This window comes from Rhodococcus sp. NPDC057529 (assembly GCF_042802055.1).
GTDB lineage: Bacteria > Actinomycetota > Actinomycetes > Mycobacteriales > Mycobacteriaceae > Rhodococcus_F.
The window spans coordinates 26,717-42,248 of the sequence record NZ_JBHVEY010000009.1; the positions used below are offsets into that span (position 1 = coordinate 26,717).

A 15,532-nucleotide genomic window follows, 5' to 3' on the forward strand; every position below is an offset into this window, starting at 1 on the left:
CTCCGCCGCCCGTGAGTACTTGTTAACCGCCGGCGGTTAACAAGTACTCACAGCCGAACGAAGTGAGGAATCAATGGTCAAGCTGGTGAGTCGCGTATCCGCGATCAACTGGAACCGCGTCCAGGACGAGAAGGACGCCGAGGTGTGGGACCGTCTCGTCGGCAACTTCTGGCTGCCCGAAAAGGTGCCGGTGTCCAACGACATCCCGTCGTGGGGCACGCTCACGGCGCAGGAGAAGCAGCTCACGATGCGGGTGTTCACGGGGCTGACGCTCCTCGACACCATTCAGGGCACCGTGGGCGCCGTCAGCCTCATCCCCGACGCCATCACCCCGCACGAAGAGGCGGTGTACACCAACATCGCGTTCATGGAGTCGGTGCACGCGAAGAGCTACAGCTCGATCTTCTCGACGCTGTGCTCCACCCGCGACATCGACGACGCCTTCCGCTGGTCCGAGGAGAACCCGAACCTGCAGCGCAAGGCCGAGATCGTCATGGACTACTACCAGGGCGACGAGCCGCTCAAGCGCAAGGTGGCGTCCACCCTGCTCGAGAGCTTCCTGTTCTACTCCGGCTTCTACCTGCCGATGTACTGGTCGTCGCGGGCGAAGCTCACCAACACCGCCGACCTCATCCGCCTCATCATCCGTGACGAGGCTGTGCACGGGTACTACATCGGCTACAAGTACCAGAAGGGTCTCGAGCAGCTCACCGAGGCCGAGCGCGACGACCTCAAGAACTACACGTTCGAGTTGCTCTTCGAGCTCTACGACAACGAGGTCGACTACACCCAGGACCTCTACGACGAGGTGGGCCTCACCGAGGACGTCAAGAAGTTCCTGCGGTACAACGCCAACAAGGCGCTGATGAACCTCGGCTACGAGGGTCTGTTCCCGAAGGACGAGACCGACGTCAACCCGGCGATCCTGTCGGCGCTCTCACCCAACGCCGACGAGAACCACGACTTCTTCTCCGGCTCGGGCAGCTCGTACGTCATCGGCAAGGCCGTCAACACCGAGGACGAAGACTGGGATTTCTAGAACGAACTTTTCGCGTCGCCCGATGTCACACCGGTCCGGTTCTGCTGCACCGGTGCGGCATCGGGCGAAGTGCGTTCAGCGGCGGAACCACGCCTCGGGGACGTCCTGCAGCGCCTTGTCGAGGCGCAGCCGCGACGACGGGGTGAGGTCGTCCGGCAGCGACTCGGGGGAGAACCAGGCCACGTCGTGGTTCTCGTCGTCCGTCACGGCGGCCTCCCCGCCGACGTACCGGGCGAGGAAACACACGTCGAGGTACTGGGCGACGTCGCCGTTGGGGTAGGTGACCGGGTCGGTGACGTCGACGCTCGTGATCCGGACCAGTTCGGCGTCCACACCGGTTTCCTCACGGATCTCCCGGAGCGCGGCCGGGCCGGGTTCCTCCCCGGGTTCGAGGATGCCGGACACGACGGCCCACTTGCCGTTGTCGACGCGCCGGGTCAGCAGCACCCGCCCGTCGTCGTCGCGCACCACGACGCTGACCCCGGACAGCCACAGCGGTGCGGTGCCGACGTGGCTGCGCAGGGCGGTGACGAACTCGGGTACGGGCATCGAGCCTCCTAGCCGACGTAGCCGTTCAGCGTGTTCCGCAGGTCGGTGAGCATTGCGCGCGCGGCGACGACGCCGTTTCCGCCCCACACGTCGCCCTCCACGGCGAAGACCCGCTTGTCGGAGGCCGCCTCGAGATCTTCCCAGGCTTCCCCGGACATGACGTCCTCCGCGTGCGCGGTGCCGTCCTCGCCGTCCAGGACGGCGTAGATCAGGTCGCCCTCGGCCTGGTCGATGTCGGCTTCGGAGATCGGTTCGGTGACGGCGCCGTCGAGGTTCTGATAGGCGGGCCGCCGCACCCCGGCGTCCGTGAGGACCTGGCCCGCGAATGTGGCCGGACCCTCGACCTCGATGCTGTCGGCGTCGAAACGGACGACGGACGCCTGGGTCTGCGCGGCATCGATGTCGATGCCGAGTTGCTTCGCGTCCTGCTGGTACTGCTCGAGTGCCGCGGTCGCCGCGTCGGCCCGGCCCAGTGCGTTGCCGGCGAGGAGGAACTGCGCTTTCCAGTACACGGGGTCGGAGCCGACGAACACGGTGGGCGCGATGGGGGAGAGCGCGCCGTACAGCTGGTCGGACGCCGGACTCGATCCGAGGATCAGGTCCGGGTCCGCCTGCGCGATCCTGTTGACGTCCGGGGCGTCGACGGATCCGACGCTCGGAATCTCGGAGACGCCGGTGCCGAGGTAGCCGGGCTGCGGCGAATCGCCGTCGAGGGTTGCCGCGCCGACCACGTTCTCCCACAGGCCGAGGGCGCACACCGCGTCCAGCGCGGCGCTGTCGAGGACCACGATCCGCTGCGGATCGGACGGGACGTCGCTCTCACCCTTCGTGTGGACCACCCGGTGCGTCGAGCCGGCCGCGAGTGCGGCGTCGACCGGGGCCGGCTCGGCGCAGGCCGTCGTGGTGTCCCGCTCGATGCCGACCACGCCGGCCCCGGCGATCTGCGTGGTGGTCCGGACGATGGACGCTGCGGGATCGTCGTCGGACGGTGGAGAGCAGCCGGCCAGCGTGAGCGCGGCGACGGCAGCGACCAGACCGGTGGACGCGCGGCGGGCGGAAAACCTACGAGGGGACAATTCGGCGACTTCCTGTGTGTGCGGGCGCGTTCAGGTTAGCCGCTGTGCTTGTCCACCCCGAACGTGTCCGACAGGTCGTCGAGGATCAGGTGCGCGCCCTGAACGCTGACCGGCGTCATCCAGCGGGCGTCGTCGACGTCGACCTTGCGTCCCTTCAGCGTCTGCCACAGCGGGCTCTCCAGGAACGGCTTCGCCGCTTCGGCGCTCTTGCCTGCCGGGTCCTGCCAGGTGCTGACGAAGATGACGTCGGCCTCCGCTTCACTGATCAGTTCGGGGCTGACGGCCTGCATGATGTTGTCCGGGTCGGCAGGATCGGGGCCCTGGCTCTGCGGACGTGCCAGCCCGGCGTCCGCGACGACGATCCCGCTGAACGAGGTGGTGCGGTAGAGGCGTGCCGTCGGCTCGCCCGCGAACCGGACGACCGAGATCACCGGATTCGACGCCGTCCCGTTGATCTCGGCACCGACGGCGGCGGCCCGCACTTCGTAGGCGCCGATCTTCTGCTCCGCGAGGTCCTCCTTGCCGAGTGCCTTGCCGACGAGCCGGATGTTGTCCTTCCACGTGGGCCCGGTCGTTTCGGTGAAGATGGTCGGCGCGATCGCCGACAGTTGCTCGTAGTTCTTTCCGTCGCGCACCTCGGCGGAGATGATCAGGTCGGGTTGCAGCGCGGCGATCTGCTCGAGGCTCGCGCTGCTGACCTTGCCCACGGACTTCGCATCCGCCGCGTACTCGTCGCGGGTGGTGCCGAGGTAGTCGGGCAGGCCCGGTTCGCGGTAGTCGACGTACCCGACCAGGGGCGCCTCGAGGAGGAGGACGGCGTCGGTGAAGCTGTTGTCGAGTGCCACGATGCGCTGCGGTGCGGCCGGGATTTCGGTGCTGCCGCGGAAGTGGTCGACGGTGCGGGGGAACTGTCCGGTCGACGACGTGGTGCCGGCGGCGGCGGAGTCGTCGCCGCTGGAGCAGGACGTGATCGAGAGGGTGGCTGCCGCGGCCAGCGCGACCGCGCCGGCGACGACCCGGCGGCGGGAGAGAACGTTCACATGGAGCTCCTGATAGAAGTTAGGTGAGCGAAACCTTAACAGCCCGGTTCCGGCGTGCCGGAGCCTCCGCGGGACCGCCTCGACCGCCCCCCACGCGACACGCCGGACCGCGTGACAGTGAGCACTCCCCGGTGCTCCCCGGTGGAACAAACCGCAGGTCGACCGCGCCCCGGTTTGCTCTGAGTCCGGGTAAGTACGACAGTGGGTAGGACCCAGTCGGAGGCCGCAGAGGGCACGGTCTACGATTCGATGAGCGCAAGCCAGAGACCGTTCGCCTCGCAGCCCGGGGTCGGACGCGCATTCAGGAGGATCAGTGACTGCCGTAGCGCCCCAGCCAGTCCCCGCGATAGCTGCAGCCAGGCCTTACCCGCCGCGGCAGGGACCCAAGGGCTCGTTCATCTTCAAAATGATTACGACCACCGACCCCAAGGTGCTCGGAATCATGTACTTGACGACCTCGATCGCGTTCTTCCTCATCGGTGGTCTCATGGCCCTGATGATGCGCGCCGAGCTCGCTGTGCCCGGTATGCAGTTCTTGTCGAACGAGCAGTTCAACCAGCTGTTCACCATGCACGGCACGATCATGCTGCTGCTGTACGCGACGCCGATCGTGTTCGGGTTCGCCAACTACATCCTGCCGCTGCAGATCGGCGCCCCCGACGTGGCGTTCCCGCGACTCAACGCGTTCAGCTACTGGCTGTACGTGTTCGGCGCGATCATCACGACCGCGGGCTTCATCACCCCCGGTGGTGCCGCAGACTTCGGCTGGACCGCCTACACGCCCCTGACGAGTGCGCTGCACTCCCCGGGCGTCGGCGCCGACCTCTGGGTCATGGGCCTCGCGGTCGCGGGCCTCGGCACCATCCTCGGTGGTGTCAACATGATCACCACCGTCATCTGCCTGCGTGCCCCCGGCATGACGATGTTCCGGATGCCGATCTTCACGTGGAACATCTTCATCACCAGCATCCTGATTCTGCTGGCGTTCCCGCTGCTGACCGCCGCATTCATGGGTCTGTTCGTCGACCGTCACCTCGGTGGCCACATCTTCGACCCGGCCACGGGCGGTGTGCTCCTGTGGCAGCACCTGTTCTGGTTCTTCGGTCACCCCGAGGTGTACATCATCGCGCTGCCGTTCTTCGGCATCGTCTCGGAGATCTTCCCGGTCTTCAGCCGTAAGCCGGTGTTCGGTTACAGCGGCCTGGTCTACGCGACCCTGGCGATCGCCGCGCTCTCCATCGCGGTGTGGGCTCACCACATGTACGCCACCGGCGCCGTGCTGCTCCCGTACTTCTCGTTCATGACGTTCCTGATCGCCGTCCCGACGGGTGTGAAGATCTTCAACTGGATCGGCACCATGTGGAAGGGCCAGTTGACGTTCGAGTCGCCGATGCTGTTCTCGATCGGCTTCCTCATCACGTTCCTCTTCGGTGGCCTGTCGGGCGTCATCCTCGCGAGCCCGCCGCTGGACTTCCACGTCACGGACACCTACTTCGTGGTCGCCCACTTCCACTACGTGGTCTTCGGCACCGTCGTGTTCGCCACCTACGCCGGCATCTACTTCTGGTTCCCGAAGATGACCGGTCGCATGATGGACGAGCGTCTCGGCAAGTGGCACTTCTGGACCACGTTCATCGGCTTCCACGGCACGTTCCTCGTCCAGCACTGGCTGGGTAACGAAGGCATGCCCCGTCGCTACGCCGACTACCTGCCCTCGGACGGGTTCACGTTCCTGAACTCGTTCTCGACGATCTTCGCGTTCGTCCTCGGTGCGTCGACGCTGCCGTTCATCTGGAACGTCTTCAAGAGCTACCGGTACGGCGAGGTCGTCACCGTCGACGACCCGTGGGGTTACGGCAACTCCCTCGAGTGGGCCACCAGCTGCCCGCCGCCGCGGCACAACTTCACCGAGCTGCCGCGCATCCGCTCCGAGCGTCCCGCGTTCGAGCTGCACTACCCGCACATGGTCGAGCGGATGAAGGCCGAGGCGCACGTCGGACCGGGCCACGGTGGCAAGCACGCCAGCACCGTGCTCGAGAAGGAACGTCACGAGCCGCTGACCGTCGGCGACGAAGGCGACCCCGGCACCGACACCGGTCGCTGACACATCAGTGTGAGAAAGGCCCCGCCCCGGCAACGGGCGGGGCCTTTGACTTGGCACAATGGGTGCCGGACAAGCCGCGCGAGCAACATGATCGGAGTACATCGGTGGGTGCAGCTGACACCACTGTCCTGGTGACCGTGACGGGCCCCGACCGACCCGGCGTCACCTCGGTGCTCTTCGGGTCGCTCTCCCGCCACGACGTGAGCCTTCTCGACGTGGAGCAGGTGGTGATTCGTGGGCGACTGACCCTCGGTGTCCTCGTGGCGTGCCCCGAGAACGGGGAAGCACTGCAGGAGGAGCTCGAGGAGGCGATGGCCACCGTCGGGATGTCGGTGGACGTCGAGATCGGCGCGGATCCGGGCAGGCAGTCGCTGTCCACGCATGCCGTGGTCGTCCTCGGCAGCCCCGTGTCGGCTCGCGCGCTGCGTTCGGTTGCCCGGGAGATGGCGACCCTCGGGGTCAACATCGACTCGATCCGTGGAGTCGCCGACTACCCGGTGACGGGCCTCGAACTCCTGGTGAGCGCTCCCGGCACGGCGGAGGCGGACAAGAGCCTGCGCACCGTGCTGGCCGAGGTGGCCGTGCGGGAGAACGTCGACATCGCGGTCGAACGCGGGGGCCTCGCCCGTCGCGCCAAGCGGCTCATCGTGTTCGACGTCGACTCGACGCTCGTCCAGGGTGAGGTCATCGAGATGCTCGCCGCGCGGGCCGGAGTCGAGGACGAGGTGCGTGCCGTCACCGAGTCCGCGATGCGCGGGGAAATCGACTTCACCGAATCCCTGCACCAGCGGGTCGCAACCCTTGCCGGCCTCGACGCGTCCGTGATCGACGACGTCGCGGACGGTCTCGAGCTGACACCGGGCGCCCGCACCACCATCCGGACGCTCCGCAGGCTCGGCTTCCACTGCGGTGTGGTGTCCGGCGGTTTCCGGCAGGTCATCGAGGGGCTGGCCCACGAGTTGGAACTCGACTTCGTGCAGGCAAACACGCTCGAGATCGTGGACGGCAAGCTCACCGGCCGGGTGATCGGTGACATCGTCGACCGTGCGGCGAAGGCGACCGCGCTGCGCAAGTTCGCCGGTCAGGTCGGCGTCCCGATGGAACAGACGGTGGCGGTCGGCGACGGCGCCAACGACATCGACATGCTCAACGCGGCCGGCCTGGGAATCGCGTTCAACGCAAAGCCCGCGCTACGGGAGGTCGCGGACACCGCGCTGTCGCACCCCTTCCTCGACGCCGTGCTGTTCATCCTCGGGGTCACCCGCGACGAGGTCGAGGCCGCCGACGCGGTGGACGGCGTGGTGCGACGAGTCCCGCTGCCGTGACGGAATCGTGCCGCGACGCGATCACCGGGGAGGCCGGCGCCGATTCCGGGTGGACGGCGCGTCACGCTGTCCTCGCGGCCGGATACGGCGGCCGGCCGGATCCGGACGACCCGGCGCAGGTCCTCGCCATGCCGATCGTGCTGCACATCCCGAAGGCCGACCCCCCGCCGCGCACTGCCCTGCTGGAGGCAGCCGCAACCGCGACGGTGGCATTGTGCCTCGACCCGCGCGTCGGCCCCGACGAAACGGGCGCGCCCGGACCGTGGCAGGCGGACTACCAGGCGTGGGTGGGGTCCCGGATCCGCAAGGTGTCGCGGCGGGCGCGGGGCGCCGGCTGGCGGGCGGCGCAGGAGGTCGACGGGATCACCGTCGACGTCGACGGTGCGCAGGCCCGCGCGCTCGTGCCCGTTGCCGTGGGCGCGCTCGATCCCCGCATCAGAAAGCTGCAGATCGGCGGCACCGACCTCGACCACGACGATCCCGGGGAGATCCCGGACGGCGTTCCGGTGCTGTGGATCAACTCCGTTCTGGACATGACTGTCGGGAAGGCCGCCGCGCAGGTCGGTCACGCGTCGATGCTGCTCGCCGGCGCGATGACCACCGAACAGGCCCGCGCCTGGGCGGCCACCGGCTACCGCTGCGCCGTGCGTGACGCCGACGTCGGATTGTGGGAGACGCTGACCATCGAGGTGGTGCGGGGCAGGGCGATCGCGGTGCGCGACGCCGGCTTCACCGAGGTGGCACCCGGATCCATGACCGTGATCGCCTGCCCCTGAGAGCAGCGGCCGACGCGTCGACAGTCCAGTGACGCCGTCATGGCTATGGGGTACCGCCCTGGTTCACGACAGACTGGTGGTCATGCTCGCTCGACGCCTGATCGCACTGTTCGCCGGACTGTGGCTGTACGGCTTCTCGATGGCCATGATGATCACCGCCGGCCTCGGCCTCGACCCGTGGGACGTGTTCCATCAGGGCGTCGCCGGCCGCACGCCACTCAGTTTCGGCGCCGTGACCGCGTTGACCGGCGTTGTGGTGCTCGCACTCTGGATTCCGATCCGCCAGAAACCAGGATTCGGCACGGTCGCCAACGTGGTGGTCATCGCGGTGTCGGTGGACACGTCGCTGGCGTGGCTCGAACCTGCCGACTCTCTCGCCGTGCGGATCGCGGTGATGCTCGGTGGTGTCGTCCTCAACGCGCTCGCCACCGTGCTGTACATCGGTGCGGGGATGGGCCCGGGCCCGCGGGACGGCCTCATGACCGGGCTGGTCGCGCGGACCGGGCTGTCGGTGCGGGTGATCCGCACGTCGATCGAGGTGACCGTGCTGGCCACCGGCTGGGTGCTCGGTGGCACCGTCGGGGTGGGCACCGTCGTCTACGCGCTGGGCATCGGCCCGGTCATCCAGTTGATGATGCGTGTCGGCGGCATCTACCCGACCGCGCGGAAGGCGAGCAGTGCCGGACCGGACACCGCGATCGTGGAGTCGCCGGAGATCGGGCCGCCCGGTTCCGGTGCGCCGTCCGGTGAGGCGGAGTCGAACTCGGCGAGCACCGTCCCGTAGAACCATTCGGGACACCTCAGGGTGATCGCGGCAGGCCCGCCCGAGTGGAAGACGAGAAGCCAGCTGTCGTCGGTGAGCTGGTGCCCGTCCTCGGTGTGGGAGCGGATGTCGGAACCGTCGATCCACGCCTGCAGGGTGCGCCGGGAGTCGTCGTGCCACGCCGAATCGTCCATCTCGGCGCCGTCCGCGCCGAACCACACGAGGTCGGGATGGCCGGTGGGTGTGCGCCTGCCCTCGAAGAATTCCGGCTGACGCAGGGCGGGGGAGGCGCGCCGGAGATCGAGGGCGCGGGTGACGAACGCGACGAGCGCCGGATCCCCGGCGCTCCAGTCGAGGGGCCAGGAATCTTCGCGCGGAGTGCCGTCGGGAACGCAGTACGCGTTATTGTTGCCGCCCAGGGTGTGACCGAATTCGTCGCCGGCGGTGAACATCGGTGTGCCGGTGGACAGCGCGAGGGTGGCCAGCAGGGCGCGGACGTGCCGGGATCGCGCCTCGGTGACCGCCGGGTCGTCGGTGGGGCCTTCGACGCCGTGGTCGACGGAGTCGTTGAAATCGGCGCCGTCCCGATTGTCCTCGCCGTTGGCTTCGTTGCGTTTGCGCGTGTACGACACGAGGTCCGCGGCGGTGAACCCGTCGTGGGCCGTGACGAAATTGACGGACGCCCAGGGGCGCCGGGTGCCGAAGACGTCCTCCGAGCCCGCCACCCGGGAGGCGAGTTCGCGCACCCCGGTGCCGCCGTTCCAGAACCGCCGAACGGTGTTGCGGTACTTGTCGTTCCACTCGGACCACTGCGAGCCGAAATGCCCGACCCGGTATCCGTCGGGTGTGGCGTCCCACGGTTCGGCGATCAGTTTGCAGCGCGAGAGAACGGGATCCGCGGTGATCGCGGAGAAGATCGAAGCGCGGGAATCGAATCGGCCGCCGCCGGGCCGGCCGAGCGCGGACGCGAGGTCGAACCGGAAACCGTCGACACCCATCTCGTGCGCCCAGTAACGCAGGCTGTCACCGATCATCCGGACGACGACGGGCGACTGCGCGTCGACGGTGTTCCCGCAACCGGTGAGATCGATGTCGCGGCCCTCGGCGTCGAGGAGGTAGTAGCCGGAAGCGTCGAGGCCGCGCCAGCTGAGGCTGATGCCGTCGACGCTCTGTTCGCAGGTGTGGTTGTAGACCACGTCCAGAACGACCTCGATCCCCGCGGCGTGGAGCGCGTCGACCATGGTGTGGAACTCGGCGATCTCCTCGCCGGGCACCACCGCGTACCCCGGGTGGGGGGCGAAGAACGCTGCGGTGGAGTATCCCCAGTGATTGCGCATGCCCCGCGAGCGGACGGTGGCCTCGGAGACGTATGCCTGCACCGGGAGCAGTTCGACCGCGGTCACGCCGAGGCGCACGAGATGACCGACGACGGCCGGTTCGGCGAGACCCAGATACGTTCCGCGGTACCGCGGCGGCACGTCGGGGTGCCGTGCGGTGAACGACCCCACGTGGAGTTCGTAGACAACGGTTTCCTCCCACGGCCTTTCGATCCGCGGTCCGCTCGTGCGGGCGTGGTCGGCCGTCACCACCGACAGTGGTGTGTGGCCGAGGCTGTCGATGCGCGACGGGCCGCCGAACGGGTCGCCGTCGTGGGAGAGCAGCGCCTCGTGGTCGCCGAGTTCGCCGGTGATGCGTGTGGCCCACGGATCCAGCAGTAGTTTGGCGGGGTTGAGGCGAATGCCGCACGCGGGATCCCAGCGACCGTGCGCGCGGTAGCCGTAGCGCTGCCCCGCACCGACACCCTCGACGACGCCGTGCCAGATGCCGTACGTCCGCTGGACCAGGTCGATCCGGGTCTCGTCGCCCCCCTCCGAAATCAGGCACACCTGTACCAGTTCGGCGTCGGGGGCGTGGACGGCGAACTGCGTTCCGGTGCCACGCACTTTCGCTCCCAGGGGAAACGGCGACCCGGGCAGCCGCAGACTCGGCGGGAGGGACGACATCTCGCCGGGGTACGGATCGATGTGAGGCGACACGCAACTGATCCTGCCGTGAATGCCCGGAAGATGTGCGGGAAGATGGGTCCGTGCATGAACCTGATCCTGATCTCCTCATCGAATTCGACGACGTTCTCCTCCGCCGCGGGGGCAACACTCTGGTGGGCCCGGTCACCTGGAAGGTGGAACTCGACGAACGATGGGTCGTCCTCGGGCCGAACGGGGCAGGGAAGACGTCGTTGCTCCGCATCGCGGCCGCCGAACTGCATCCCACGAGCGGAAGCGCCTACCTCCTCGGTGAGCGGCTCGGCCGCGTCGACATCAACGAACTGCGGCCGCGGATCGGACTGTCCTCCTCGGCCCTCGCGAACCGGGTGCCGTCCGAGGAGGTCGTGAGCGATCTCGTCGTCTCCGCCGGCTACGCGGTGCTCGGGCGGTGGCGTGAGCGCTACGACGACATGGACACCGACCGTGCCGTCGAGATGCTCGAGAGCCTCGGCGCCGAACATCTCGCCAAGCGGACCTACGGCACGCTGTCCGAGGGTGAGCGCAAGCGCGTCCTCATCGCCCGTGCGCTGATGACCGACCCGGAACTGCTGCTGCTCGACGAGCCCGCCGCCGGGCTCGACCTCGGTGGGCGCGAGGAACTCGTCGCGCGTCTCACCGACCTCGCCGCCGACCCCGACGCCCCCGCGACGGTCCTCATCACCCACCACGTCGAGGAGATCCCGCCGGGATTCACCCACGCCATGCTCCTCAAGGAGGGGGAGGTGGTCTCGCAGGGTCTCCTGGACCAGGTCATCACGGCCGAGAACCTCAGCGAGGCGTTCAGCCAGTCCATCAGCCTGGACAAGGTGGACGGCCGGTTCTTCGCGCGGCGGACCCGCGCCCCCGGCGCGCACCGGAGAGGCTGAGGACCGGACTGGTCGGCGCGACCCGCGCAGGGGACCGACTGCGACGCGCGTCACCCGGCGGCGTAGGTTCCGAGGCATGGTCTCGAAGCAAGAGCAGACGCCCCGCGACAGTACCGACGTGGCGCCCAAGGACGCGTCCACCGTCATTCTCATCCGTGACGCCGCGGCAGGTGCCGCGGCGTCCGGCATCGAGGTGTTCCTCCTCCGGCGCGTGAAGGGGATGGCGTTCGCCGGCGGCATGACGGTGTTCCCCGGCGGCGGCGTCGATCCGTCCGACGCCGAGGCCGAGGTCGACTGGGCGGGCCCGTCCGTCGACTGGTGGGCCGGGCGGTTCTCCACCGACGCGGCGCGCGCGAAGGCGCTCGTGTGCGCGGCGGTGCGCGAGACGTTCGAGGAGTGCGGCGTGCTCCTCGCGGGACCGAGCGCGGACACGGTCGTGGCGGACACGTCGCGGTACGCGCAGGCCCGTACGCAGCTCGAGTCGCGCGAACTGTCGTTCAGCGACTTCCTGAAACGCGAGAACCTCGTCCTGCGGGCCGATCTGCTGCGGCCCTGGGCCAACTGGATCACCCCGGTCGGTGAGGGCCGCCGCTACGACACGAGGTTCTTCGTGGCCGCCGCGCCGCAGGGCCAGATCGCGGACGGCGCGACATCCGAGGCCGAGGAGGTGCAGTGGCAGAGTCCGGCCGCGGCGCTCGCGCACTGGCAGGGCGGCGGAAGCATCCTGCTGCCTCCGACGTGGAGTCAGCTCACGGCGCTCAGCGCGTTCGGCTCGGTCGCGGACGTGCTGGCCGCGGAGCCGGAGATCCCGGTGATCCTGCCGACGCTGATCACCGGCGAGGAGCAGCTTCGCGTCGAGTTCCCGGGACAGGACGGCTACTACGAAGCCGGTCCGCATCCGTGGGCGTCGCGCGGCTGATCGCGACGGGACGGGCCGCGAAACCGGGTCGGAGGCAGACAAGTAGCCTTTTGCCTCATGGCTGAGTTTGTCACCCTCGAGGTATCCGAAGGCATCGGCACGATCCGGCTCGCGCGCCCCCCGATGAACGCGCTGAACCGTCAGGTTCAGCAGGAGTTGCGGGCCGCGGCGCGGGCGGCGACCGTCGACTCCGACGTGAAGGCCGTCATCGTCTACGGCGGCGAGAAGGTCTTCGCTGCGGGCGCGGACGTGAAGGAAATGTCCGAGATGGAGTTCGGGCAGATGTCCGACGTGATCGGCGACCTGCAGGCCGACCTCGCGGCGGTCTCCGAGATCCCGAAGCCGACCGTCGCCGCCATCACGGGGTACGCGCTCGGCGGCGGCCTGGAGGTCGCGCTGTCTGCGGATCGGCGCATCGTGGGAGACAACGCCAAGCTCGGCGTGCCGGAGATCCTGCTCGGCATCATCCCCGGAGGCGGCGGCACCCAGCGCCTCGCCCGGCTGATCGGACCGTCCAAGGCCAAGGATCTGCTGTTCACCGGCCGGTTCGTCGACGCCGAGGAGGCGCTGGCGATCGGCCTGGTCGACGAGGTCGTGGCACCGGACGACGTGTACGAGGCGGCGCGCACCTGGGCATCGCAGTTCACGAAGGGCGCAGGCCGCGCACTGGCCGCGGCCAAGGCTGCCGTCGACCGCGGGCTGGACGTCGACCTGGGCACGGGCCTGGCGGTGGAGCGTCAGCTGTTCACCGCGCTGTTCGCCACCCGGGACCGGAAGATCGGGATGGAATCGTTCATCGAGAACGGCCCGGGTAAGGCTCAGTTCACGGGCGAGTAGTCTGAAGCCCGAAACTAGAACCTGTTCACTCTTACCAGCGAGTAGGATTTGCCGCATGACTGCAAGCGCCCATGACGACCCAGCTCCTCATCCGCACGCCACCGCCGAAGAGGTCGAGGCTGCGCTGAAGGACACCAAACTGGCCCAGGTGCTCTACCACGACTGGGAAGCCGAGACGTACGACGAGAAGTGGTCGATCTCGTACGACGAGCGGTGCATCGACTACGCGCGCGGACGTTTCGACGCCGTCGCGGGCGATCAGCCGCTGCCCTACGAGCGGGCGCTCGAACTGGGCTGCGGCACCGGATTCTTCCTCCTCAACCTGATGCAGGGCGGGGTCGCGAAGACCGGTTCGGTCACGGACCTGTCGCCCGGTATGGTGAAGGTCGCGCTCCGCAACGCCGAGGGCCTCGGTTTGTCCGTCGACGGCCGCGTCGCCGACGCCGAGACCATCCCGTACGAGGACGACACGTTCGACCTCGTCGTGGGACATGCGGTCCTGCACCACATCCCGGACGTCGAGCAGTCGCTGCGCGAGGTTCTGCGCGTCCTCAAGCCGGGCGGACGCTTCGTGTTCGCCGGCGAGCCGACCACGATCGGGAACTTCTACGCCCGCTGGCTCGGCCGCGCGACGTGGGAGGCCACCACCCGGATCACCAAGCTGCCGTTCCTCGCCGACTGGCGTCGCCCGCAGGCGGAACTGGACGAGTCCTCCCGCGCCGCCGCGCTCGAGGCCGTCGTCGACCTCCACACGTTCGATCCGAGCGACCTCGAGAAGATCGCGAAATCGGCAGGCGCCGACCAGGTGCACGCGGCCACCGAGGAATTCGCCGCCGCTCTGCTCGGCTGGCCGGTCCGCACGTTCGAGGCCGCGGTGCCCCCGGAGAAGCTGGGCTGGGGCTGGGGACGTTTCGCGTTCACCGGATGGAAGACGCTCAGCTGGGTCGACGAGAAGCTTCTCCGGCACGTGGTGCCGCGGGGCTTCTTCTACAACGTCATGATCACCGGCGTGAAGCCCGGCAACTGAATTGGGCTATGCGTTCACTCCCGGGGACGTGGAGTTCCTGCAGAGTGCGGACGGGGCAGACGCTCTCGCGGAAGTGGACGCGCTCGCCCTGACCGCGTCGACGCGCCTGGCCGACATCGGCCGGGCGCGTACGCGTTTCGGCGCGCGCGTGGCGTTGCTCGTGGAGACCGTCCTGCTGCGGCGGAAGGCGGCCGCCAAACTGCCCGGCACCGAAACCTGGTTCTTCACCGACGACGCACTGCAACAGGCGACCCCGCGTGCGGTCGCCGCGCACCGGGCGACGCGGCTGACGGACCGGAACGTCCACGACGTCACCTGTTCCATCGGTGCGGAACTCGACGCGGTGGTCGGGACGGCGGCGACGGTGATCGGCAGCGACCTCGACCCCGTCCGGCTCCTGATGGCGCGGCACAACGTTCCCGGCGCGACGGTGGTGCGCGCCGACGCGCTCGTCCCGTGCACCCGCGGCACCGTCGTCCTCGCGGATCCGGCGCGACGGTCCGGCGGCAGGCGCACGCACGATCCCGCCGCGCTGGAACCGCCGCTGCCCGATCTGATCGATGCGTACCGCGGACGCGATCTGGCCGTGAAGTGCGCCCCCGGACTCGATTTCGACCGGCTCGGCTGGGACGGCGAGGTGGAGGTGGTGTCCCTCGACGGCGGTGTGCGCGAGGCCTGCCTGTGGTCGCCGGGGCTGTCCGGCGACGGTGTCACGCGGCGGGCGAGTGTGCTCGGCTCCGACGGATCCGCCTGGACGGTCACGGACGCCGAGGACGACGACATCCCCGAACGCGCTCCGGGGGAATGGATCGTCGACCCGGACGGCGCCGTCGTGCGTGCGGGACTGGTGCGGCACTACGCCGCCCGGCACGGGCTGTGGCAGCTCGATCCCCGGATCGCCTATCTCACCGGCGATTCCGTTCCTGACGGCGTGCGGGGCTTCCGCATCCTCGACCAGGTGAAGTATTCGGAGAAATCGCTGCGGCAGGAACTGGCCCGTCACGATTGCGGTGCGGCGGAAATCCTGGTGCGCGGCGTCGACGTCGACCCCGCGGTGCTGCGGCCCAAGCTGAAGCTGCGTGGAAGCCGTTCGCTCAGTGTGGTGATCACGCGGATCGGCCGGTCCGGTGCCGCCTTCATTTGCGCTGCGCGCCCGTGAGTACTTC

13 protein-coding genes and 1 pseudogene are annotated in these 15,532 nt (G+C 68.7%); 10 read left to right on the plus strand and 4 right to left on the minus strand.

Going from position 1 to position 15,532, the window contains the following annotated elements:
- The first annotated feature begins 73 nt into the window (after nt 1–73).
- Complete coding sequence (nrdF, locus tag ACFU5V_RS18870) at nt 74–1,039, plus strand: class 1b ribonucleoside-diphosphate reductase subunit beta (protein ID WP_015890191.1); 966 nt, start codon at nt 74–76, stop codon at nt 1,037–1,039.
- 75 nt (nt 1,040–1,114) lie between these two features.
- On the opposite strand, the gene ACFU5V_RS18875 is transcribed toward nrdF, so the two are convergent.
- Genes ACFU5V_RS18875 through ACFU5V_RS18885 form a run of 3 tightly spaced genes read right to left on the minus strand, consistent with a single transcriptional unit; the run spans nt 1,115 to nt 3,704 of the window.
- Nucleotides 1,115–1,588, minus strand: a complete 474-nt coding sequence (locus tag ACFU5V_RS18875; RefSeq protein ID WP_378701178.1) for an NUDIX domain-containing protein — start codon at nt 1,586–1,588, stop codon at nt 1,115–1,117.
- Nucleotides 1,589–1,596: 8 nt separating this feature from the next.
- The gene (locus ACFU5V_RS18880; protein WP_378701180.1) at nt 1,597–2,664 is read right to left on the minus strand and encodes an iron-siderophore ABC transporter substrate-binding protein; all 1,068 of its coding nucleotides are present in this window, start codon (nt 2,662–2,664) and stop codon (nt 1,597–1,599) included.
- Nucleotides 2,665–2,699: 35 nt separating this feature from the next.
- Entirely contained in the window at nt 2,700–3,704 is a 1,005-nt protein-coding gene (locus tag ACFU5V_RS18885; RefSeq protein ID WP_378701182.1) for an ABC transporter substrate-binding protein, read from the minus strand.
- Between the two features lie 313 nt (nt 3,705–4,017).
- Here ACFU5V_RS18885 and ctaD point away from each other — a divergent pair, with 313 nt between their 5' ends.
- The 4 genes from ctaD to ACFU5V_RS18905 all read left to right on the plus strand — a co-directional run bounded on the left by ctaD (nt 4,018) and on the right by ACFU5V_RS18905 (nt 8,693).
- Complete coding sequence (gene ctaD, locus ACFU5V_RS18890; protein WP_005240299.1) at nt 4,018–5,808, plus strand: cytochrome c oxidase subunit I; 1,791 nt, start codon at nt 4,018–4,020, stop codon at nt 5,806–5,808.
- A gap of 104 nt (nt 5,809–5,912) precedes the next feature.
- Complete coding sequence (gene serB, locus ACFU5V_RS18895; RefSeq protein ID WP_015890195.1) at nt 5,913–7,133, plus strand: phosphoserine phosphatase SerB; 1,221 nt, start codon at nt 5,913–5,915, stop codon at nt 7,131–7,133.
- Nucleotides 7,130–7,909, plus strand: a complete 780-nt coding sequence (locus tag ACFU5V_RS18900; protein WP_378701185.1) for an aminoacyl-tRNA hydrolase — start codon at nt 7,130–7,132, stop codon at nt 7,907–7,909. The genes serB and ACFU5V_RS18900 overlap by 4 nt, the downstream gene beginning before the upstream one ends.
- 82 nt (nt 7,910–7,991) lie before the next feature.
- Nucleotides 7,992–8,693 carry a YitT family protein gene (locus tag ACFU5V_RS18905; RefSeq protein WP_378701187.1) on the plus strand — a complete coding sequence of 234 codons (702 nt, stop codon included), beginning with the start codon at nt 7,992–7,994 and terminating at the stop codon, nt 8,691–8,693.
- A gap of 14 nt (nt 8,694–8,707) precedes the next feature.
- Here ACFU5V_RS18905 and glgX read toward each other — a convergent pair.
- A pseudogene (gene glgX / locus ACFU5V_RS18910) lies at nt 8,708–10,675 on the minus strand (glycogen debranching protein GlgX); the annotation flags it as partial.
- An 83-nt stretch (nt 10,676–10,758) separates the two neighbouring features.
- Between glgX and ACFU5V_RS18915 the strand changes: the two are divergent.
- From ACFU5V_RS18915 to ACFU5V_RS18935, 5 genes are all read left to right on the plus strand, one after another.
- Entirely contained in the window at nt 10,759–11,583 is an 825-nt protein-coding gene (locus ACFU5V_RS18915; RefSeq protein ID WP_378701189.1) for an ABC transporter ATP-binding protein, read from the plus strand.
- 76 nt (nt 11,584–11,659) lie between these two features.
- Nucleotides 11,660–12,502: an NUDIX hydrolase gene (locus ACFU5V_RS18920; RefSeq protein WP_378701191.1), complete on the plus strand. Its 843-nt coding sequence runs from the start codon at nt 11,660–11,662 to the stop codon at nt 12,500–12,502.
- 57 nt (nt 12,503–12,559) lie between these two features.
- A complete protein-coding gene (locus ACFU5V_RS18925; RefSeq protein WP_378701193.1) occupies nt 12,560–13,339 on the plus strand; it encodes an enoyl-CoA hydratase/isomerase family protein in 780 nt (259 codons plus the stop codon).
- A 55-nt stretch (nt 13,340–13,394) separates the two neighbouring features.
- Nucleotides 13,395–14,366: a class I SAM-dependent methyltransferase gene (locus ACFU5V_RS18930; protein WP_378430526.1), complete on the plus strand. Its 972-nt coding sequence runs from the start codon at nt 13,395–13,397 to the stop codon at nt 14,364–14,366.
- 1 nt (nt 14,367) lies between these two features.
- A complete protein-coding gene (locus ACFU5V_RS18935; RefSeq protein ID WP_378701195.1) occupies nt 14,368–15,525 on the plus strand; it encodes a class I SAM-dependent methyltransferase in 1,158 nt (385 codons plus the stop codon).
- Nucleotides 15,526–15,532: the final 7 nt, after the last annotated feature.

Coding starts and splice junctions, on each gene's coding strand:
- nrdF (WP_015890191.1), top strand. CDS start 74: ATGGTCAAGCTGGTGAGTCGCGTATCCGCGATCAACTGGAACCGCGTC.
- ACFU5V_RS18875 (WP_378701178.1), bottom strand. CDS start 1,588: ATGCCCGTACCCGAGTTCGTCACCGCCCTGCGCAGCCACGTCGGCACC.
- ACFU5V_RS18905 (WP_378701187.1), top strand. CDS start 7,992: ATGCTCGCTCGACGCCTGATCGCACTGTTCGCCGGACTGTGGCTGTAC.
- ACFU5V_RS18920 (WP_378701191.1), top strand. CDS start 11,660: ATGGTCTCGAAGCAAGAGCAGACGCCCCGCGACAGTACCGACGTGGCG.
- ACFU5V_RS18925 (WP_378701193.1), top strand. CDS start 12,560: ATGGCTGAGTTTGTCACCCTCGAGGTATCCGAAGGCATCGGCACGATC.
- ACFU5V_RS18930 (WP_378430526.1), top strand. CDS start 13,395: ATGACTGCAAGCGCCCATGACGACCCAGCTCCTCATCCGCACGCCACC.